19 protein-coding genes are annotated in these 19,695 nt (G+C 73.2%); 13 read left to right on the top strand and 6 right to left on the bottom strand.

The window, feature by feature from the left end; translation table 11 throughout:
- The first annotated feature begins 148 nt into the window (after positions 1-148).
- On the top strand, positions 149-532 hold the full coding sequence (locus ACIPWA_RS01935) for a VOC family protein (RefSeq protein WP_068706887.1): 384 nt from the start codon (positions 149-151) through the stop codon (positions 530-532).
- Between the two features lie 162 nt (positions 533-694).
- Complete coding sequence (locus ACIPWA_RS01930; protein WP_068706889.1) at positions 695-1,297, top strand: GNAT family N-acetyltransferase; 603 nt, start codon at positions 695-697, stop codon at positions 1,295-1,297.
- Between the two features lie 113 nt (positions 1,298-1,410).
- Here ACIPWA_RS01930 and ACIPWA_RS01925 read toward each other — a convergent pair whose 3' ends face one another.
- Together ACIPWA_RS01925 and ACIPWA_RS01920 are read right to left on the bottom strand one after the other, a co-directional pair.
- A complete protein-coding gene (locus ACIPWA_RS01925) occupies positions 1,411-1,893 on the bottom strand; it encodes a DUF456 domain-containing protein (protein WP_056647576.1) in 483 nt (160 codons plus the stop codon).
- An 89-nt stretch (positions 1,894-1,982) separates the two neighbouring features.
- Positions 1,983-2,333 carry a hypothetical protein gene (locus ACIPWA_RS01920; RefSeq protein ID WP_400287865.1) on the bottom strand — a complete coding sequence of 117 codons (351 nt, stop codon included), beginning with the start codon at positions 2,331-2,333 and terminating at the stop codon, positions 1,983-1,985.
- Positions 2,334-2,600: 267 nt separating this feature from the next.
- Here ACIPWA_RS01920 and erm point away from each other — a divergent pair, with 267 nt between their 5' ends.
- The 9 genes from erm to cobA all read left to right on the top strand — a co-directional run bounded on the left by erm (position 2,601) and on the right by cobA (position 13,484).
- Positions 2,601-3,422, top strand: coding sequence for a 23S ribosomal RNA methyltransferase Erm (gene erm / locus ACIPWA_RS01915; protein WP_068706897.1), 822 nt, complete (start codon positions 2,601-2,603; stop codon positions 3,420-3,422).
- Positions 3,423-3,819: 397 nt separating this feature from the next.
- A complete protein-coding gene (locus tag ACIPWA_RS01910; protein ID WP_400287864.1) occupies positions 3,820-5,643 on the top strand; it encodes a nitrite/sulfite reductase in 1,824 nt (607 codons plus the stop codon).
- Positions 5,640-6,560, top strand: coding sequence for a phosphoadenylyl-sulfate reductase (locus tag ACIPWA_RS01905; RefSeq protein ID WP_400287863.1), 921 nt, complete (start codon positions 5,640-5,642; stop codon positions 6,558-6,560). Before ACIPWA_RS01910 ends, ACIPWA_RS01905 begins: the two co-directional genes overlap by 4 nt.
- The gene (gene cysD, locus ACIPWA_RS01900; protein ID WP_082848643.1) at positions 6,557-7,597 is read left to right on the top strand and encodes a sulfate adenylyltransferase subunit CysD; all 1,041 of its coding nucleotides are present in this window, start codon (positions 6,557-6,559) and stop codon (positions 7,595-7,597) included. Before ACIPWA_RS01905 ends, cysD begins: the two co-directional genes overlap by 4 nt.
- Positions 7,598-7,668: 71 nt before the next feature.
- The gene (locus ACIPWA_RS01895; RefSeq protein ID WP_068706901.1) at positions 7,669-8,997 is read left to right on the top strand and encodes a sulfate adenylyltransferase subunit 1; all 1,329 of its coding nucleotides are present in this window, start codon (positions 7,669-7,671) and stop codon (positions 8,995-8,997) included.
- Between the two features lie 128 nt (positions 8,998-9,125).
- A complete protein-coding gene (locus tag ACIPWA_RS01890) occupies positions 9,126-10,256 on the top strand; it encodes an ABC transporter substrate-binding protein (RefSeq protein WP_068627330.1) in 1,131 nt (376 codons plus the stop codon).
- A gap of 4 nt (positions 10,257-10,260) precedes the next feature.
- Positions 10,261-11,076 carry an ABC transporter ATP-binding protein gene (locus ACIPWA_RS01885; protein ID WP_400287862.1) on the top strand — a complete coding sequence of 272 codons (816 nt, stop codon included), beginning with the start codon at positions 10,261-10,263 and terminating at the stop codon, positions 11,074-11,076.
- On the top strand, positions 11,066-12,115 hold the full coding sequence (locus tag ACIPWA_RS01880) for an ABC transporter permease (RefSeq protein ID WP_400287861.1): 1,050 nt from the start codon (positions 11,066-11,068) through the stop codon (positions 12,113-12,115). The genes ACIPWA_RS01885 and ACIPWA_RS01880 overlap by 11 nt, the downstream gene beginning before the upstream one ends.
- A 7-nt stretch (positions 12,116-12,122) precedes the next feature.
- Complete coding sequence (gene cobA / locus ACIPWA_RS01875) at positions 12,123-13,484, top strand: uroporphyrinogen-III C-methyltransferase (protein ID WP_400287860.1); 1,362 nt, start codon at positions 12,123-12,125, stop codon at positions 13,482-13,484.
- A gap of 119 nt (positions 13,485-13,603) precedes the next feature.
- On the opposite strand, the gene fdxA is transcribed toward cobA, so the two are convergent.
- From fdxA to ACIPWA_RS01860, 3 genes are all read right to left on the bottom strand, one after another.
- Positions 13,604-13,921, bottom strand: coding sequence for a ferredoxin (fdxA, locus tag ACIPWA_RS01870; RefSeq protein WP_056764260.1), 318 nt, complete (start codon positions 13,919-13,921; stop codon positions 13,604-13,606).
- A 146-nt stretch (positions 13,922-14,067) separates the two neighbouring features.
- Positions 14,068-14,751: a LuxR C-terminal-related transcriptional regulator gene (locus ACIPWA_RS01865; protein ID WP_056654010.1), complete on the bottom strand. Its 684-nt coding sequence runs from the start codon at positions 14,749-14,751 to the stop codon at positions 14,068-14,070.
- 5 nt (positions 14,752-14,756) lie between these two features.
- Positions 14,757-16,271 carry a PspC domain-containing protein gene (locus ACIPWA_RS01860; protein ID WP_400287859.1) on the bottom strand — a complete coding sequence of 505 codons (1,515 nt, stop codon included), beginning with the start codon at positions 16,269-16,271 and terminating at the stop codon, positions 14,757-14,759.
- Positions 16,272-16,427: 156 nt separating this feature from the next.
- Here ACIPWA_RS01860 and ACIPWA_RS01855 point away from each other — a divergent pair, with 156 nt between their 5' ends.
- On the top strand, positions 16,428-18,113 hold the full coding sequence (locus ACIPWA_RS01855) for a PspC domain-containing protein (RefSeq protein ID WP_400287858.1): 1,686 nt from the start codon (positions 16,428-16,430) through the stop codon (positions 18,111-18,113).
- Complete coding sequence (locus tag ACIPWA_RS01850) at positions 18,110-18,811, top strand: hypothetical protein (protein WP_400287857.1); 702 nt, start codon at positions 18,110-18,112, stop codon at positions 18,809-18,811. Before ACIPWA_RS01855 ends, ACIPWA_RS01850 begins: the two co-directional genes overlap by 4 nt.
- A 149-nt stretch (positions 18,812-18,960) precedes the next feature.
- Here the strand turns inward: ACIPWA_RS01850 and ACIPWA_RS01845 are convergent, their stop codons facing one another.
- Positions 18,961-19,689 (bottom strand): hypothetical protein, encoded by a 729-nt coding sequence (locus tag ACIPWA_RS01845; protein ID WP_400287856.1) that lies wholly within the window; start codon positions 19,687-19,689, stop codon positions 18,961-18,963.
- Between the last annotated feature and the right edge of the window lie 6 nt (positions 19,690-19,695).

Raw genomic sequence — 19,695 nt, 5'->3', positions numbered from 1 at the left:
ATCGAGGTCCGTGCCGCCACCGGCACCAGGACTCGCGCGTCCGCCTCCCCCCGACGCCGCGGGCCCACGACCGATGACTTCGCGGCGGCCACGCGGTCCTACCGACGACGCCCTCGCCCGAAGGCGCACCGCAGCGAGGGAGGAAATCATGACGACGACCCACTTCACAGGACTGCACACGGTCGCGGTCCCGGTCGACGACCAGGACGCCGCGCTCGCGTTCTACCGCGACACCCTGGGCTTCGAGGTCCGCATGGACGGCGACCTGCAGGAGGGCTTCCGCTGGATCGAGGTCGCCCCACCGGGCGCAGCGGTCTCGGTCGCGCTCGTCGCGGCCGGCCCGGACCAGACCGCTGGCGTCGACACGGGTATCCGCCTCGCGACCTCGGACGCCGCGGCCGACCACGCGACGCTCGGCGCCCGCGGCGTGCGCGTCGAGGAGCTGCTCCGCTGGGACGGCGTGCCGCCCATGTTCTCGATGCGCGACCTCGACGGCAACGTGCTCTACGTGACGGAGATCTCGGTCGGCTGAGAGGGAGCGAGGTCGACCGGCCCGGCGAGGCGGCCCGGGCGCGAGATCGGGGCCGTTGCAGCGCTGAGGGCGACCGCGGCCCCTTCTCGGCACGCGACCACCCGCCGACCACGATCAGGTCCCCGGGACCAGCCGGGCCCCCCGCCCGATAGTGTCCGAGGCGTGAACGCCTTCACCGAACCAGTGACCCTGACCGGCCCCCTCGTGCGCCTCGTCCCGCTGCGCCCGGACCACCACGACGCGCTGGTCGAGGCCGTGCGCGACGGCGAGCTGTGGAACCGCTGGTACACCTCGGTCCCGACCCCCGAGGAGATGGCGGTGTACATCCAGGACAAGGTCGCGGCCCGCGAGGCGGGGACGGCGAACCCCTGGGTCGTGGTCCGCAACGCCGACGACCAGGTGCTGGGCGTCACGACGTTCCTCGGGATCGACCCGCTCAACCGCCGGGTCGAGATCGGCGCGACCTGGCAGCGGGCGGGCGCCCAGGGCACGGGCGCGAACCCCGCCGCCAAGCTCCTGCTGCTCGCGCACGCGTTCGACGACCTCGACGCGATCGCGGTCGAGTTCCGCACGCACTTCCACAACCGGGAGTCCCGCTCCGCGATCGAGCGCCTGGGTGCCAAGCTCGACGGCGTGCTGCGCAGCCACCAGATCGGGTACGACGGCACGCTGCGGGACACGGCCGTCTACTCCGTCACGGCCGCCGAGTGGCCGACCGTGCGCGTGGGCCTGGAGTACCGGCTGCGGGCGCGGCTCGAGGCCTGAGCCTCTGGGGGCCGACGCGAACCTGCCGAGGAGTTGCCGAGAACGACGTTGCGGTCGTCCTGCAGCTCATTGCGACCGCAACCTCGTGCTCGGCACCGCGAGGCCCCCGCGGCTCACGTCAGCGCGAGCCCCACACCCCACGCCGCCGTCGCGAGCAGTCCGCCCAGGAGCTGGACCACGATCGTGATGCCGGTCGCCTGGAGCGCGGCGACCGTGGCCCGCCAGGCCGCCCGGCGGTCGCGACGGCGCAGCAGCTCGGCGACGAACACCGCGAGCACGAACCCGATGAACAGTCCGACCACGGGGATCACGAAGAAGCCGACGACGCCCAGGAGCCCGCCCCAGGCGAGCGTCGACCAGGGCACGTCCGCCCGGCGCATGTGCCGTCCCGCGAGCAGGAGCTGCCCGCCCTCGGCCGCCACGATGAACGTGGCAGCGACCGCGAAGCACACCCAGGCCGTGGTGCCGCCCGTCATGATCGCCCAGACGAGGATCGCCCCACCCACGAGCGTGTTCCCCGGCAGCACCTGCACGACGATCCCGGCCAGCCCGACCAGGATCACCAGCCCGACGACGATCTCTCCAGCGATGCTCACGGGGCCAACCTTCGCACGACGAAGGCCCCCGGCGGTCGATCCGCCGGAGGCCTGGTCCCGTGCCGGCGCGCCGTGCGCGCCGCAAGACGTCAGACGAAGACGGCCACGATGATGTTGACGAGCGTGAGGCCGCCGATCGAGTGCTTGAGCGCAGGCGAGATCTTGTCACCCTGGCGCACGCCGACGAACGCGAGGACGGCGATGATCACGGCGATGACCAGCTTGATGCCGATCTTGACCATGCTCGGCCCGCCGTCGTCCCACATGCCGCTCATCTCGGCCACGCCGACCATGAGGATGCCCGCGACGGCAGCCGTCGCAGCACCGTGGAAGACGCCCTTGTTGAGCGCCGCGGACCTGAGCGACACGAAGTAGCCGCCGAGGACGATGGCCCAGCCGACGAAGTGCAGGACCGCGAACACGTTGTAGACGATTTCCATGGCTCCATCCTAGTTTGCTGACGCGACTGTCGGAAAAATCTCCGCGTGTCGCCGCACGCCAAGACGCGCCCCCAAAAAACCCTGGCAGCTCAGCGCGGGACCGCCGTACGGTCGCCCTATGTCAGCCTTCGGCGCGTCCTGCGCGTTCTACGCCCGCCTTCGCCGCTCCTAGCGGCGGACCCTCTCCCCTCGGCTCCGCCGCCCGGTCCCTGCCGGAGCGGTCACCTCGTGCTGCCCGGCGCCCTCCACGCCCTGCGGAGCCCCACGTTGCGCCATCTTGAGCACCTCCCGTCCGACGGCCGGCACGAGAACGGCCAGAACTTTCTCACCGACCCCCGCGTCCCGCGGCAGATGGTCGACCTCGTCGCCCGGACCTCGGGCCCGATCCTCGAGATCGGCGCGGGGGACGGAGCGATCACCGTCCCGCTCGCGCGCCTCGGCCGCCCGGTCGTCGCGGTCGAGATCGACGAGCGCCAGGTGCGACGCCTGCGTCGTCGGCTGCCACGGACGGTCGAGGTCCGGCACGCCGACTACCTCCGGTCCCCCCATCCTGCCGAGCCCCACGTGGTGGTCGGCAACGTCCCGTTCCACCTGACGACCGCGATCCTGCGCAGGCTCCTCGACGAGCCCGCCTGGTCCCGGGCCGTGCTGCTCGTGCAGTGGGAGGTGGCCCGACGACGCGCAGGCGTCGGCGGTGCGACCATGCTGACCGCGCAGTGGTGGCCCTGGTACTCGTTCGACCTGTGCGCCCGCGTCCCGGCGCGAGCGTTCCGCCCGGCACCGTCGACCGACGGGGGCCTGCTGAGCATCTCCCGCCGCAGCTCCCTGCCCGCGAGCGAGCGCGCCGCCTACCAGCGGTTCGTGGCAGAGGTCTTCACGGGCCGAGGGAGGGGCCTGTGCGACGTCCTGCGGCGACGCGGCCTGCTGGACGACGCGGTGCGCGCCTGGCTCGCCTCGCACCGGGCCGCGACCGCCCTCCCCCGAGACCTCACCGCCGATCAGTGGGTCACGCTCTGGCGTGCCGTCCGGCGTCCGGACGCCGCGCGCGGCGACCACGGCGGCATCCGCGGCGGCGTCCGTGCGCGATAGGCGGTCCGGCCTCGCCGGGCCGCCGCCGACCACCTGACGCGCGCACCGAGCAGGGCCGTCGGCACCCCGGCCCTGCTCGGCCCCGGGGGCCGAAGTCTGAGACACCCATCCACCATGCGGACAGGGGCTACCCATACGGTCGCGGCCTCTGTAGCGTTCCCGCCATGACCACGGCAGCGCACCTCCTCCTCGTGACGGCACGTCACGAGTCGACGGCGTGCGCCCGCAACAGCTTCTGCTGTTGTTGTTGACCCGCGCCTGACTCAGCCCGAGCCGTCCTCGCCGACCGCTCGCCATCTTTCTGAGCCGAGGGCGCGCGTGGTCGGCCCTCAGCCACTCCCCTCGTCGCGCTGAGACCTCTGGCCCCGTGTGCCCATGTCCCCCCATGAGGAGCACGATGACGCCGCCGCACACCACCACCGAGGCGACCCCCGTCGCCGACCGGTCGGCCGGCAGCAGCCCGGCCACCCCGGCGGACGCCCCCGCCGGAACGGCCGCTGGAACCACCGCGCAGACGCCCGACGGCGCCGCTCCCCCCGCGCGCCCGGCCCGCCCCGCACGCGTCGCCAGGCCCAACGGCCAGTGGGCCGTCGACGGCAAGGAGCCGCTCAACGGCAACGAGAAGTGGAAGCAGGAGGACGGCGGGCTCTCGGTGCGGCAACGCATCGAGGAGGTCTACTCGCGCGAGGGCTTCGACTCGATCTCGGGGGACGACCTGCACGGCCGCTTCCGCTGGTGGGGCCTCTACACGCAGCGCAAGCCCGGGATCGACGGCGGGCGCACGGCCCAGCTCGAGCCGCACGAGCTCGAGGACAAGTACTTCATGCTCCGCGTGCGCATCGACGGCGGCGCGGTCAGCACCGAGCAGCTCCGGGTCATCGCGGACATCTCGCGCGACTTCGGCCGCGACAGCGCCGACATCACCGACCGCCAGAACATCCAGCTCCACTGGGTCGAGGTCGAGAACGTCCCGGAGATCTGGCGCCGGCTCGAGTCCGTGGGGCTGCAGACCACCGAGGCCTGCGGCGACGTGCCGCGCGTCGTGCTCGGCAGCCCCGTGGCCGGGATCGCGGCCGACGAGCTGATCGACCCCGCCCGCGTCATCAAGGAGATCACCGACAAGTACATCGGCGTCCCCGAGCTCGCGAACCTTCCCCGCAAGTTCAAGACCGCCGTCACGGGCCACCCGTCCCAGGACGTGGTCCACGAGATCAACGACGTCGGGTTCGTCGCGCTCGAGCACCCCGAGCTGGGCGTCGGGTTCGACCTGTGGGTCGGCGGAGGCCTGTCCGCGAACCCCCGCCTGGGCGAGCGCCTCGGCGCGTTCGTGACCGAGGAGCAGGTCGCCGACGTGTGGCACGGAGTGGTCCAGATCTTCCGCGACTACGGGTACCGCCGGCTGCGCAACAAGGCGCGCCTGAAGTTCCTGCTCGCGGACTGGGGGCCCGCGAAGTTCCGCGAGGTCCTCGAGACCGAGTACCTGGGCTACGCGCTCCCGGACGGCCCGCCCGCCCCGCAGCCCAACCAGCCGGGCGACCACGTGGGCGTGCACAAGCAGAAGGACGGCCTCAACTACGTCGGCGCGGCCCCGTACGTGGGTCGGGTCTCGGGCAGCATCCTCGCGGCCGTCGCGGACCTCGCCGAGTCGGCCGGATCGCAGCGCGTGCGGTTCACTCCCCACCAGAAGCTGCTCGTGCTCGACGTCCCCGACGAGCACCTCGAGCGCGTCGTCTCGGGGCTCAAGGAGCAGGGCCTCGACGCGAACCCGAGCCCCTTCCGCCGCAGCACCATCGCGTGCACGGGCATCGAGTACTGCAAGCTCGCGATCGTCGAGACCAAGGCCTCGGCGAGCCGCGCGATCGACGACCTCGAGAAGCGCCTGGGCGACCTCTCCGCGATGAAGCCGCTCTCGCTGCACATCAACGGCTGCCCCAACTCGTGCGCCCGCATCCAGACCGCGGACATCGGTCTCAAGGGTCAGCTCGTGCTGGACGACGAGGGCAACCAGGTCCCCGGCTTCCAGGTGCACCTCGGTGGCGGGCTCGCCTCCGACGACCGAGCCGAGGCGGGCATGGGTCGCACGGTCCGTGGCCTCAAGGTCACCAACGACGACCTGCCCGAGTACGTCGAGCGCGTCGTGCGCCAGTTCGAGAAGGAGAAGGACGGCACCGAGACCTTCGCCCAGTGGGCGCACCGTGCGGACGAGGAGTCGCTGCGATGAGCGGGACGACCACGACCCCGAGCGGCGCCCTCGACGCGACGGGCGCGACGCCGTCGGGCGTCCCGGTCGCCACGACGGGCAACGACCCGCTCGCCGCGCTGCGAGCCGCCGCCAAGGCGCGCGCCGAGGCGCGCACGGCGTCCAAGGCCGCGCACGCGGCCCGCCGGGCACAGGACGCCCGCCCCAAGCGGTCTGCCGACGAGCTGCGCGCGATCGTCGAGCGCGGCCAGGCCGAGCTCCACGGGCGCGGTACGCCCGGCGTCGTCGACAGCGACCACCCCGAGGCGACCGCCGAGCAGGTCGTCGCGTGGGCCGTGCGCGAGTTCGGGGACTCGATCGCCGTCGCGTGCTCCATGGCCGACGCGGTCCTGCCGCACGTCGTCGCGCAGCAGGCACCCTGGGTCGACGTCCTGTTCCTCGAGACCGGCTACCACTTCCCCGAGACCACGGGGACGCGCGACGCCGTCGAGCAGCAGATGGAGGTCACGATCGTCGACGTCCTGCCGCAGCTCACCGTGGCCCAGCAGGACGAGGCGCACGGCAAGGACCTCTGGTCGCGCGACCCCGCCGCGTGCTGCGCGATGCGCAAGGTCGAGCCCCTGACCCGCACGCTCGGCGGGTACGAGGTCTGGGTCACGGGCGTGCGCCGCGACGAGGCACCGACCCGCACGAGCACCCCGCTCGTGACCTGGGACGAGAAGAACGGGCTGGTCAAGATCAACCCGCTCGCCGCGTGGTCGTTCGACGACCTGCTCGGCTACGCGGCCGACCACCAGGTGGTCCTCAACCCGCTTCTCAACGACGGGTACCCCTCGATCGGCTGCGCGCCCTGCACGCGGCGGGTCGCCCCCGGCGAGGACCCGCGCGCGGGCCGCTGGTCGGGGCTCGACAAGACCGAGTGCGGGCTCCACGTATGAGCGCGCCCACCACGACCACGGCGGCGTCCCTGCCGACCGCACCGACCACCGCGACCGCACCCCCCACGCACACCGACGAGAAGAGCGACGCCGTGACCGCCCCAGTGGCTTCCCCAGCGGATACCGCCCAGACGTACCGCCTGACCCAGCTCGAGTCCCTCGAGTCCGAGGCCATCCACATCATCCGCGAGGTCGTCGCGGAGTTCGAGCGCCCCGTGCTGCTCTTCAGCGGCGGCAAGGACTCGGTCGTCATGCTGCACCTGGCGACCAAGGCGTTCTGGCCCGCCCCCGTGCCGTTCCCGCTGCTGCACGTCGACACGGGCCACAACTTCCCCGAGGTGCTCGCCTACCGCGACGCGACGGTCGCCCGCCTCGGCGCCCGCCTCGAGGTCGCGAGCGTCCAGGACTACCTCGACGACGGCCGCCTGCTCGAACGTGCCGACGGCACACGCAACCCGCTCCAGACCCAGCCCCTGCTCGACGCCATCACGGGGCACAAGTTCGACGCCGTGTTCGGTGGCGGCCGCCGCGACGAGGAGAAGGCGCGCGCCAAGGAGCGCGTCATCTCGCTGCGCGACGAGTTCGGGCAGTGGGACCCGCGCAACCAGCGCCCCGAGCTGTGGAACCTGTACAACGGCCGCCACCGCCCGGGCGAGCACGTCCGCGCGTTCCCCCTGAGCAACTGGACCGAGCTCGACATCTGGCGCTACATCGCCGCCGAGAAGATCGACCTGCCCAGCCTGTACTACGCGCACGAGCGAGAGGTCTTCGAGCGCGACGGCATGCTGCTCGCCGTCGGGCCGTACTCCCAGCCCCGCAACGACGCCGAGGCCGCGGACGTGCGTACCGAGACCGTGCGCTACCGGACCGTGGGCGACATGTCGTGCACGGGCGCGGTCGAGTCCGACTCCTACACGGTCGACGACGTCATCACCGAGGTCGCTGCGACCCGCATCACCGAGCGCGGCGCGACGCGCGCCGACGACCGGATCTCCGAAGCCGCCATGGAAGACCGCAAGAAGGAGGGGTACTTCTAGTGAGCGCCGCCACCACGCACCCGCTGCCCGCCGAGGGCGCCTCGCCCACCGAGACCACGGACGAGTCGCCCGTGCTCCCCACGAGCACGCTGCTGCGCCTCGCGACCGCCGGATCCGTCGACGACGGGAAGTCGACGCTCGTCGGCCGCCTGCTGTTCGACTCCAAGTCCGTGCTCGCGGACCAGCTCGACGCCGTCGAACGCGTCTCGCGCGACCGCGGCCTCGCGACGGCCGACCTCGCGCTGCTGACCGACGGCCTGCGCGCCGAGCGCGAGCAGGGCATCACGATCGACGTCGCCTACCGCTACTTCGCGACCGCCAAGCGCTCGTTCATCCTGGCCGACTGCCCCGGGCACGTGCAGTACACGCGCAACACCGTCACGGGCGCCTCGACGGCCGACGTCGTCGTGCTGCTCATCGACGCCCGCAAGGGCCTGCTCGAGCAGACGCGCCGCCACCTCGCGGTCGCGAGCCTCCTGCGCGTCCCGCACGTGATCGTGGCCGTCAACAAGATCGACCTCGTCGACTACAGCCAGGAGCGCTACGAGGAGCTCGCCGACCAGATCCGCGAGGCCGCGGCCTCGCTCGGCGTCGCCCACATCCTCACGCTGCCCGTCTCGGCGCTCGAGGGCGTCAACGTCGTCGACCGCTCGGGCGGCCCCGAGGGCAAGACCCCCTGGTACGACGGACCGAGCCTGCTCGACCTGCTCGAGGAGCTCCCCCCGGCCGAGACCCCGGACACCGAGGCGTTCCGGTTCCCCGTCCAGGTCGTCCTGCGCCCCCAGGGTGCGGCGCTCGAGGAGCGGTTCCGCGACTACCGCGGGTACGCCGGTCAGATCGCCTCGGGCGTCGTCCGCGTGGGCGACGAGATCGTGGTCCTGCCCAGCGGGAAGAGGAGCACGGTCGAGGGCATCGACACGGCCGACGGCACGCTCGCCGAGGCCTTCGCCCCCCAGTCGGTCACGATCCGCCTCGCGGACGAGATCGACATCGCCCGCGGTGACCTCATCGCGGCCGCGGCCGACGCCCCGCAGGTCACGCAGGACGTCGAGGGCACCGTCGCGTGGCTCAGCGACAAGACGCTGCGCCCCGGCACCCGCGTCCTGCTCAAGCACACGACCCGCACCGTGCAGGCCGTGGTGCGCGACGTCGTCGGGCGCCTGAACCTCGACACGGCCGAGCTCGAGCCCGCCGAGGCGCTCGACCTCAACGACATCGGGCGCGTCACGCTGCGCCTGGCCTCCCCCGTCGCGGCCGAGGAGTACATCACCTCGCGTCGCACCGGTGCCTTCCTCCTGATCGACGGTCAGGACGGCGGCACCCTCGCAGCAGGAATGGTCGGAGACGCTCTGGCGGCCGTGCGATGTCCTTCGCAGCGTCCCGTGCAGTACGCGATCTGAGGTCCCCCGACCACCGCAGGTCGGGCCCGGACCACCGGGCCCTCGGATCGCGTACTGCATGGATCGGCGCTGCCGGGACACGACACGTCCACCGCCAGGCAACCACCGACCATCCCGAAGGAAACTCCATGAACACGTCGTCCCGCCCGACCCGCCTCACCCGAGCCGGCACGTCACGACACCGCTTCGCCCGCACCCGCTCCGCGGTCGCGGCGCTCGCCGTCGCGCCCCTGCTCCTGCTCGCCGCCTGCTCGACGGGCACGTCCGACGCCGCCGACAGCCCCGCCGCGTCCTCCGGCCCGGCCGACGAGCTGCGCCTCGGCTACTTCGCGAACGTCACCCACGCCCCCGCGCTCGTCGGGGTCGCGGGGGGCCAGTTCGAGGAGGCGCTGGGTGACACCACGCTCACGACCCAGGTCTTCAACGCCGGCCCCGCCGCGATCGAGGCCCTCAACGCGGGGGCCATCGACGCCACGTTCATCGGCCCCAACCCCGCGATCAACAACTTCGTGAAGTCGAACGGCGAGGCCGTGCGCATCATCGCGGGCTCCACGTCGGGCGGCGCGCAGCTCGTCGTGCGCGACGGGATCGACACGGCCGCCGACCTCAAGGGCACCAAGATCGCCTCGCCCCAGCTCGGCGGGACCCAGGACGTCGCGCTGCGCGCCTGGCTCACCGAGAACGGCCTGGAGAACGACATCCAGGGCGGCGGGGACGTCGCGGTCACCCCGACCGAGAACGCCCAGACCCTCACGCTGTTCCAGAACGGCGAGCTCGACGGCGGCTGGCTGCCCGAGCCCTGGGCCTCGCGCCTCGTGCTCGACGCCGGTGCGCACGTCCTGGTCGACGAGAAGGACCTGTGGGACGACGGCCAGTTCCTCACCACGCACCTGATCGTCCGCACCGACTTCCTCGAGGAGCACCCGGAGACGGTCGAGGCGCTCCTGCGCGGCGAGGTCGCGGCGATCGACTGGCTCGACGCCAACCCCGACGAGGCCAAGACGCTCGTCAACGGCGAGATCGAGAAGATCGCCGGCAAGCCCCTGTCGGACGCCGTCCTGGACCGCGCCTTCACCAACATCACCTTCACGACGGACCCGCTCGCGGGCACGCTCAACACCTTGCTCGAGGACGGCGTGACCGCCGGGACCACCACCGAGGCGGACCTGAACGGCATCTACGACCTGAGCCTCCTCAACAAGGTGCTGACGGAGGCCGGTCAGCCGACCGTCTCTGCCGCCGGTCTCGGCAAGGAGTAGCACCATGACCACCACGTCCCCCGCCCGCACGGGCTCCCCGGCCGGCACCCCTCTCGACGAGGGCACCGGCCCCACGACCGGCGTCCGCCTGCGCGGCGTGTCCAAGCGGTTCTCCCCGGCGGGCGCCCCGGTGCTCGAGGGGATCGACCTGGACATCGCGCAGGGCGAGTTCGTCTGCCTGCTCGGAGCCTCGGGCTGCGGCAAGTCGACGCTGCTCAACATCGTCGCGGGTCTGGAGCGCCCGACCACGGGGGACGTGGAGGTCGCCGGGGGCGGCGCGGCCCTGATGTTCCAGGAGTCCGCGCTGTTCCCCTGGCTCACCGCGAGCCGCAACATCGAGCTCGCGCTGAAGTTCCGCGGCGTCCCGCGCGCGGAGCGCCGTGAGCGGGCCGCCGAGCTGCTCTCGCTCGTCCGGCTCGACGGCTCGGGCGACAAGCGCGTCCACGAGCTCTCGGGCGGCATGCGCCAGCGCGTCGCGCTCGCCCGCTCGCTCGCCCAGGAACGGGACGTCCTGCTCATGGACGAGCCCTTCGCCGCGCTCGACGCGATCACGCGCGACCTGCTCCACGACGAGCTCGAGCGCGTCTGGGAGCAGACCGGGCGCACCATCGTCTTCATCACGCACAACGTCCGCGAGGCCGTACGGCTCGGGCAGCGCGTGCTGCTCATGTCGTCACGCCCCGGACGCATCGTGCGCGAGTGGGACGTCGACGTGTACGGCGCGAACGAGCAACGCAGCATCGAGGCCGCCGCCGCGTCGCGCCTCGCGACCGAGATCACCAACGACCTCCGTGAGGAGATCCGCCGCCATGCCGTCTGAGACCCTGACCCCGCGCGACGAGGCCCGCTCCGGCGCCGGCCCGGCCGAGAGTCCCACCACCCGGCCCCAGGACGAGGTGAGCACGCCCCGCGAGGCGAGCGCCGCCGTCGGGCACGCCAAGGACGTGGGCGACATCGAGGCGGGGCTCGACGCCCTCCAGACGAGCGTCGCGCCCACCGCGAGCCGGTGGTCCACGGTCTTCCAGGCCGTGTACCCGCCCGTGCTCGCGATCGCGATCCTGCTCGCGGTCTGGCAGGTGCTGGTGTGGCTCGAGGTCCAGCCCATCTACAACCTGCCCGGCCCCACCCAGGTCTGGGAGGCCGTGACCCGGGCCGCCGCGAGCGGCACGCTCTGGCAAGCGCTCGGCACGAGCCTCTCGCGCGGTGTCCTGGGCTTCCTCGCAGCCGTCGCGATCGGTACCCCGCTGGGCATCCTCGTGGCGCGCGTGCGCTGGGTGCGGGTGTCGTTCGGGCCCATCATCACGGGCCTGCAGGTGCTGCCGTCGGTCGCCTGGGTGCCCGCGGGCATCATCTGGTTCGGGCTGTCGGACGCCACGGTGTACTTCGTGATCCTCATGGGCGCGGTCCCGTCGATCATCAACGGGATCGTGTCCGGCGTGGACCAGGTGCCGCCGCTGTACCGGCGCGTGGGCCAGGTCCTGGGCGCGGGCCGCTTCCAGATGATCAAGGACGTGATCCTGCCCGCGGCGTTCCCCGGCTACCTCGCGGGCCTCAAGCAGGGCTGGGCGTTCTCGTGGCGCTCGCTCATGGCCGCGGAGATCATCGCGGTCGGCGGGGGGATCGGGTTCGGCCTGGGCGCGTTCCTCCAGCAGGGGCGCGAGCTGTCCGACATGGCGCTCGTCTTCACCGCGATCCTGCTGATCCTCGTGGTCGGCATGGTCATCGAGCTGCTGTTCTTCGCTCCGGTCGAGAAGACCATGCTGCGTCGCCGCGGCCTGGCTCCCGAGACGTCCACGAGCAAGGGCTCGGGGTGGCTGCTGCGCCGGCGTGAGCTGGCTTCGGCCGCTCTCGGGCGATGATGGGCGCATGAACTCTGAGCTCTACCCTCTCGGCCTGCGGATCGCGGGCCGTCCGGTCGTCGTCGTGGGCGGTGGGCCCGTGGCCGCGAGGCGCGCGCGGTCCCTCGTGGGTGCGGGCGCGCACGTGCGCGTCGTGGCTCCCGAGGTCTGCGAGGACCTGGCGGCGCTGGTCGCCCTCCCCGGGCCCGGCAGCGCGGCTCGCCTGCCCGACGGCGCGCGTCCCCTCGACGGGTCCGGCGCGCCCGGGCCCGTGGTCGGGTGGGACGCGCGTGCGTTCCGCCCGGGCGACCTCGAGGGCGCGTGGCTCGTGCACACCGCGACGGGATCGCCCGAGGTCGACGCGCAGGTCGCGGCCGAGGCCGAGGCGCTGCGCATCTTCTGCGTGAACGCGGGCGACGCCGAGGCCGGGACCGCCTGGGTGCCCGCGGTCGCACGGGTCACGGTGGGCGGCTCGTCGGCCGGTACGTCGGCCGCGGCAGACGCGCCGAGCACCGACAGCACCAACAGCACCAACAGCACCAAGATCACCGTGGCCGTCAACGCGGGGCGCGACCCGCGACGGGCGCAGCGCATCCGTGACGCGATCGACGCCCTGCTCGCGACGGGCGAGCTCCCCCTGCGTCAGGTCCGCCCGGGCGCGGGCGGCGTCGGGACGGTCGCCCTGGTCGGCGGCGGCCCCGGCGACGCCGGGCTCATCACGGCGCGCGGGCGGCGGCTGCTCGCGCAGGCCGACGTCGTGGTCACCGACCGGCTGGGCCCGCGTGCCCTGCTCGACGAGCTCGGGGACGACGTCGTGATCGTCGACGTCGGCAAGACGCCGGGGTTCCACCCGGTCCCGCAGGACGAGATCAACGCGCTGCTGGTCGAGCACGCGCTCGCCGGGCGCCGCGTCGTACGACTCAAGGGCGGCGACCCGTACGTGTTCGGGCGCGGGGGCGAGGAGCTCATCGCGTGCGAGGAGCACGGCATCCCCGTCGAGGTCGTGCCGGGCGTCACGAGCGCGGTCTCGGTGCCCGCTGCGGTCGGGATCCCGGTCACGCACCGCGGCTGGTCGCGCGGGTTCACGGTGCTGACCGGGCACGAGGACATCGGCAAGGTCCCGGCGGCGGCCGACCACACCGTGATCCTCCTCATGGGTGTCTCGCGGCTGCGCGACTCGGCCGCGGCCCTCGTGGCCTCCGGGCGGTCACCGCGGACGCCGGTCGCCGTGGTCGAGGACGGCTACGGCCCGCGCCAGCGCTCGACCGTCGGCACGCTCGAGACCATCGCCGACGTCGCCGCGGCCGCCGGGGTCCGCGCCCCGGCCGTGACCGTGATCGGGGACGTGGTCCGCGTCAGCCCCGCTTGGCGGGCGGCCGGGCTGGACTGAGGCCCGCGGTCGGCCGGGGACCCGCTCGAGCAGGCCGGGTCGCCCGGAGAACGCGAGAACGTCGAGGGGCCCGTCATCCGCAGGATGACGGGCCCCTCGGGGTTCGGGAGTGGCTGCGCTCAGGCCTGGGGGGCCAGGGCAGCGATCATCGGGTCGTCCTTCTCGATCATGCCCATCTTCGCCGCACCACCCGGCGACCCCAGGTCATCGAAGAACTCCACGTTCGCCCGGTAGTAGTCGCTCCACTCCGAGGGCACGTCGTCCTCGTAGTAGATCGCCTCCACCGGACACACCGGCTCGCACGCACCACAGTCCACACACTCGTCAGGATGGATGTACAACGACCGCTTGCCCTCGTAGATGCAGTCCACCGGACACTCCTCGATGCACGCCTTGTCCTTCACGTCCACACAAGGCTGAGCAATCACGTACGTCACGTCGGAGGTCCTTTTCGTCGGGCCGGAGGGCTTCACCCGGCTCCCTCCAGGCTATCGCCCCACCTGGCTGCGGCGAACCGCTTCTCACCTGCTAATACGCCCAGATCTCGCGGTTCGTCGCGTGTCCCCGGAGCGGACCGACGGGCTCAGAGGAGGCGCCGGGCGGCGGCCCACCGCGTGAGCTCGTGGCGCGAGGAGAGCTGGAGCTTGCGCAGCACCGACGACACGTGGGTCTCGACCGTCTTGACCGAGATGAAGAGCTCCGAGGCGACCTCGCGGTAGGCGTAGCCGCGCGCGATGAGCCGCATGACCTCCTGCTCGCGGGCCGAGAGCCGGTCGAGCTCGTCGTCGGCGACCGCGACGTCGGCCTGCCCGGTGCCGAACGCGTCGAGCACGAACCCCGCGAGCCGCGGCGAGAAGACCGCGTCGCCGCTCGCGACCTGGACGACCGCGCCCGCCAGGTCCGGACCCGAGATCGCCTTGGTCACGTAGCCGCGGGCTCCCGCCCGGATGACCGCCACGACGTCCTCGGCCGCGTCGGACACGGACAGGGCGAGGAACCGCGTGGAGCCCAGGAGGTCGGAGCAGCGGGTGATGACCTCGGCCCCGCCTCCGCCGTTGCCGCCCGGGAGGTGCACGTCGAGCAGGACGACCGGTGGCCGCAGGGCGCGGATGGCCTCGACGGCGCCGTCGACGCTGTCGGCCTCGCCCACGATGTCCACGCGCCCGTCGAGGCTCGCACGGACCCCCGCGCGGAACATGTGGTGGTCGTCGACGAGCACGACCGGGACGGGCGCGCCCGGGAGCGTGGCCGGTTCGGGGTTCGGGATGGTGGTCACGTGCGCTCCTGGGTCGTGCGGGCGATGGGCTCGGGCTGCGGCGCGGGTCCCGTGAAGGGCGTCGGCGCAGGCCGCGCCCCGTTCCGGGCCGGTCCGACGGGCGTCGTGCCCGCGTCGGGCTCCCCCGGCATCCTAGGTGCGGTCGCACCCGTGGCGGCCGTCGAGGCCGTCGACTCGCCCTCGGCCTCGGCCGCCCGGGGCACCTTGAGCCGCACCTCGGTCCCCCACCCCGGCCGCGACACGACCTCGGCCTGCCCTCCGCGCCGCGTCACTCGCCCGATGATCGACTCGCGCACGCCGAACCGGTCCTGGGCGATGTCCTTCATCTCGAACCCGTCGCCGCGGTCGCGCACGAACACCTCGACCATGTCGTCGGACACCTCGAGGTAGACCGAGACGGGCGGACGCCCGTGCGCGACGGCGTTGACGAGCGCCTCGCGCGTGGCCTGGAGGAGCGCCGTGGTCTCGTCGGTCGGCACGCAGTCCCCCACGACGACGACGTCGACCACGACCGCGGCCGTCCCGGCCGACCCGCCGTCGCCGACCGTCCCCGCAGCGCTCATGCCCGCGGTGCTCGCGGCGCCGGCCGCGAGCCGCCAGCTCTGGCGGTCCTCGACCTCGCCCACGAGCGTCCGGAGCTCGGCCGCGAGCGACGTACCAGGAGCCGGTCGGTCGTTGTACAACCACTCGCGCAGCTCGCGCTCCTGGGCCCGCGCGAGGCGCGCGACGGTGTCCGCGTCGGCGGCGCTGGCCCGGATGAGCGCGAGCGTCTGCAGGACCGAGTCGTGCAGGTGGGCCGCGATGTCCGCCCGCTCGGCCTCGCGTGCCCGGGCCGCGCGCTCGTCGCCGAGCTCGCGCACGAGCCGCAGCCACCACGGGGCGAGCACGATCGCAGCGCCCGCGAGCACGGCGAGCGACGCCACGGTCGCCCGGACCATGTCCGAGGCCGTCGAGTCCTGACCCACCAGGAGCAGGACCCCGACCAGGACGAGGACCAGACCGCCCGCGAGCCGCAGGACCCCGGCGGGCGTCCTGCCCCCCGCGCGCGAGAGCCAGCGGCCCCGCTGCGCGGCGTCGAGCTGCGACCACGCGAGGGCCGTCCCCGCGAGCGCGATGAGCACGGGCAGGACCCAGGAGACCTCGACGTCGACCCCGGCACGGGCCGCCAGCAGGACAGCGGCCCCGCTCAGCAGGACCACGCCGATCGCGACGTCACGCACCGGGAGCTTGCGCACGCGCCCCTGCAGACGGGGCGCGATCCGTCGGAGCGAGGCGGGGCGCTCTTCGTCGGCGGCCTGCGCAGGGTCGCCCACGGGCACCGTGACCCAGAGGAAGACGTACAGGACGATCCCCGCGCCGCCCGCGAGGGCGAGCAGGACCATCACGAGGCGCATCGCGCCCACGGGCAGGTCGAGGTGCAGCGACAGCCCTCGGCACACACCACCGACCCAGCGTCCCTGCTCGGGGCGCCGGAGCGGGAGTCGCCTGGCTGGTTGCGCGGTCTGTGTCACCCTCTGATGGTCACACGTCCCGGCGACCCCACCGGGCGAAACGCCCCCTTGGTCCCATCCCTGACCGGAAGATCAGGGTCCCGCGGCGCACGATTCAGGGTCGGCTCAGGGGAACACCCGATACCGTCCGGCGGAGGTGCGCGGCAGGCTGGAGCCATGAACACCGAGGACACCTCCCCAGAACCCCCGGCCGGGAGCTCCGCACCGACCGGGGCGTCCCAGCAGACCGCCGGGACGCCCTACCCGACGAACGGTCCGGCGCCCGCGGGTCCCGACGGTCCGCCCGCGAACCCGCCGGCCCAGTCCACCGGGATGGACAGCTTCTTCGACGCCGTCCGACGTCTCGGCATCTCCCGCTCGGACGACCGCTGGATCGGTGGCGTCGCGGGCGGGATCGCCGACCGGTTCGGGATCGACCCCCTCATCGTGCGTGGTCTCCTCGTCGTCTCGGTCTTCCTCTCGGGAGCCGGCCTCGTCCTGTACGGCGTCGCTTGGGCCCTTCTCCCCGAGTCCCGGGACGGCCGCATCCACCTGCAGCAGACGATCCGCGGCGACTTCGACGTCGCGATGCTCGGGGCGGCCGCGACGACCATCGTCGGCCTGAGCTGGAGCACCGGCTGGTCGTCCTGGTGGCACTTCGCAGGGCTCGAGTGGCTCAACGGACTGTTCTGGACCGCCGCGGTCGTCGTCGTGATCGTGCTGGTCGTCAACCGTCGCAACGACAAGCGCGCCGCCTACACCGCGGCCCAGCACACGCAGCAGCAGGCCCCGCCGGTCGCCCAGCCCGGCCAGCCCTACCCCGCTCAGCCGTTCGGACCGGGCGTCGCGCCCTCCCAGCAGGGCCACCAGGGGAACGCCTGGCAGCACGGCCGCCCCGGCCAGCCCACGCAGGCACGCCCCCCGTACGGAGCTCCCGCCCCGGGCGCCGCACCCGGGGTGACGTACCCCGCGACCCCCGCGGCGCCGTCGGGCCACGCGTACACCGCCTCCGCTCCCCTGCCCCCGCAGGGCTATGCGGGCCAGCGCCCCACCCCGCCCGTCCCGCCCCAGGCCTACGCCGCCCAGCAGGCCGCAGCCCAGCAGGCCGCGCGCGCCCAGGAGCAGGCCCGACGCCAGGCCCAGCGCGAGGCCGACCGGCTGCGCCGCCTCGAGGAGCAGCGCGCCCGCGCCGCCCGGCGCCCGCGCGGCCCGGGCACCGCGATCGTCGGGATCACGCTCGGCGTGAGCCTGCTCGGCGCAGCGGTCCTCATGCTGCTCGAGCGTCGCGACGTGATCGACGTGCCGTTCTTCTACACGTGGATCGGCGCGACGATCATCCTCCTCGGCCTCGGCGTCGTGATCTCGGGCCTGCGTGGCCGCACGAGCGGAGCCCTGGGTGGCCTCGCGATCGTCGCGACGATCATCGCGCTCCCGATCGCCGGCTGGAGCTCGGTCGACCGCTTCGACGTGAACCTCCAGGGCCGCGCGTCGGACTCGACCTACACGGTCACCTCGGTCGAGGACGCGGAGAACGGGTTCGCCTTCACGTTCGGCGACCCCGTCGTCGACCTGAGCCGGCTCGACCTGAGCGCGGTCGGCGAGGACCCCGTCGTCGTCCCCGTCGACCTGCGGGCCGGGGACCTGACCGTGATCGTCCCCTCGGGCGTCCCGGTCGAGGCCGAGGTCCGCGTCCTCGCTGGCAACGCGACCTGGACCGTCGACGGCGAGCGCCGCAGCGTCAACGGCGTCAACACCCGCCCGTACACCTTCACCACCGACTCCGTCTCCGACGGCGCCGACCCCGTGCTCCTGCTCGAGGTCGACGTCGCCGCGGGAGACGTCACCATCCGGGAGGAATCATGACCACCGAGAAGACCCCCTACGAGTCCGACGACAGCGACGAGACTCAGGCCCTCCCCCCGGTCGACCCGACGATCGAGCTCGCGGTCACGCCGAGCGAGGCCACCGAGGAGGCGCGAGCCGGGGCCGACGAAGCCGACGGTGACCCCGACGCGACGCAGGTCCTGGAGGCGGCCGCTCCGTCCGAGGCCGACCTGGCCGACGAGCTGTTCCGGACCGAGGCGACCCAGGCGCTGCCCGCCGCCGAGCCCACCCAGGCTCTCCCCGTGACTCCCCCGACTCAGGCACTGCCCGTCTGGGAGGCTGCGCCGACGCACACGCAGGCCTACCCGGTGCAGGACGCGCCGGTTGCGCCCGAGCCGGTCGTCCCGGCAGCAGCTCCCGCCGCGGCCCCGGCACCCGCCCCTGCGGTCGACCCGGCCGCGCAGTGGAACACCACGGCGCAGCAGAAGGCGAACCTCGCCCCCAGCAGCGCGGTCCCCGGCGAGGACCCGCGCAACCGGGGCCTGCGCGTGGGCACGGTCGTGTGGGGCTTCATCATCGTCGCGGTGGGCGCGGGCATCCTCGCCCTGGCCCTCGGCGCGACGTACGACCTGGACGTCGCGCTCATCGCCCTGCTGAGCGTCGCGGGCCTGGTGCTCGTGGTCGGCTCGATCGTGTCGAGCAGCCGGCGCAGCGCCCGTGAACGAGCCCACCGGTGACCGTCCTCGCGTGAGTGCATGGTTCGGCTGCGACACGCCCGGCGTGTCGCAGCCGAACCATGCACTCGGCACCGGAAGAGGTGAGCACGACGGCGGCGCACCGGTCGAAGGACCGGTGCGCCGCCGTCGTGCTTCCGTGCGAGAGTGCCTCAGCGCGGGGGCGTGCCCTCCGTCGGGGGTGTTGCGGGAGGCGTGTCGGTACCGGTCGGCGGTACGCCCGGGCTCTTGGGCTCCTCGACGGGAGCCGTGTGGGTCGACGTGCGGGTGGGCGGCGTGACCGGCGGCGTCGTGGGTGCCGGCGTCGTGGGTGCCGGCGTCGTGGGCGTCGTCGGGGCGGGCGTCACGGGCGCTGCCGGCGCCGCGTGCGCAGGGGTGTGCGCGGGGGGTGCCGCGGACGAGAGACCGCCGCCCGAGGTGTAGCCGCCCGGCGTCTCGACCGCGACCGCCGGACCGCTCGCGATCTTGCGGAGCGCGATCCCGATGAGGATGAACATGATGCCCAGGCCGATCACGAGGGCAGCGACGCCGAACGCGACGACCGACGTGAAGAGCGAGGCACGCAGGAACGACGCGTTCATGACCGTGGCGCGGCGCTCGTCGTCCTGCGGGAGCTCGGCGTAGGTCTGGCCGTCGCTCATCTCGAGCGCGTGCTTGTTGATGACCTCGGCCTGCGCATAGGCGGAGAACGGACCGCTGACGTGGGCCCCCGCGAGGAACGACGCGTCGTCGGACACCGTGATGTCCTCGGCCGACAGCTGCGAGGACACGACACCCCAGGTGACACCACCCGCGATGATCATGACGATCCCTGCGATGACGCTGAGGAGTCCGATGACTCCTACGCCCTTCGCGGGCCGAACCGTGACAGTGCTGGACATTGCGGT

This window comes from Oerskovia enterophila (genome assembly GCF_044748475.1).
GTDB classification, from domain to species: Bacteria; Actinomycetota; Actinomycetes; order Actinomycetales; family Cellulomonadaceae; genus Oerskovia; species Oerskovia enterophila.
Note: the sequence above shows the minus strand (reverse complement) of the source record. Positions and strands in the feature narration are given on the sequence as shown.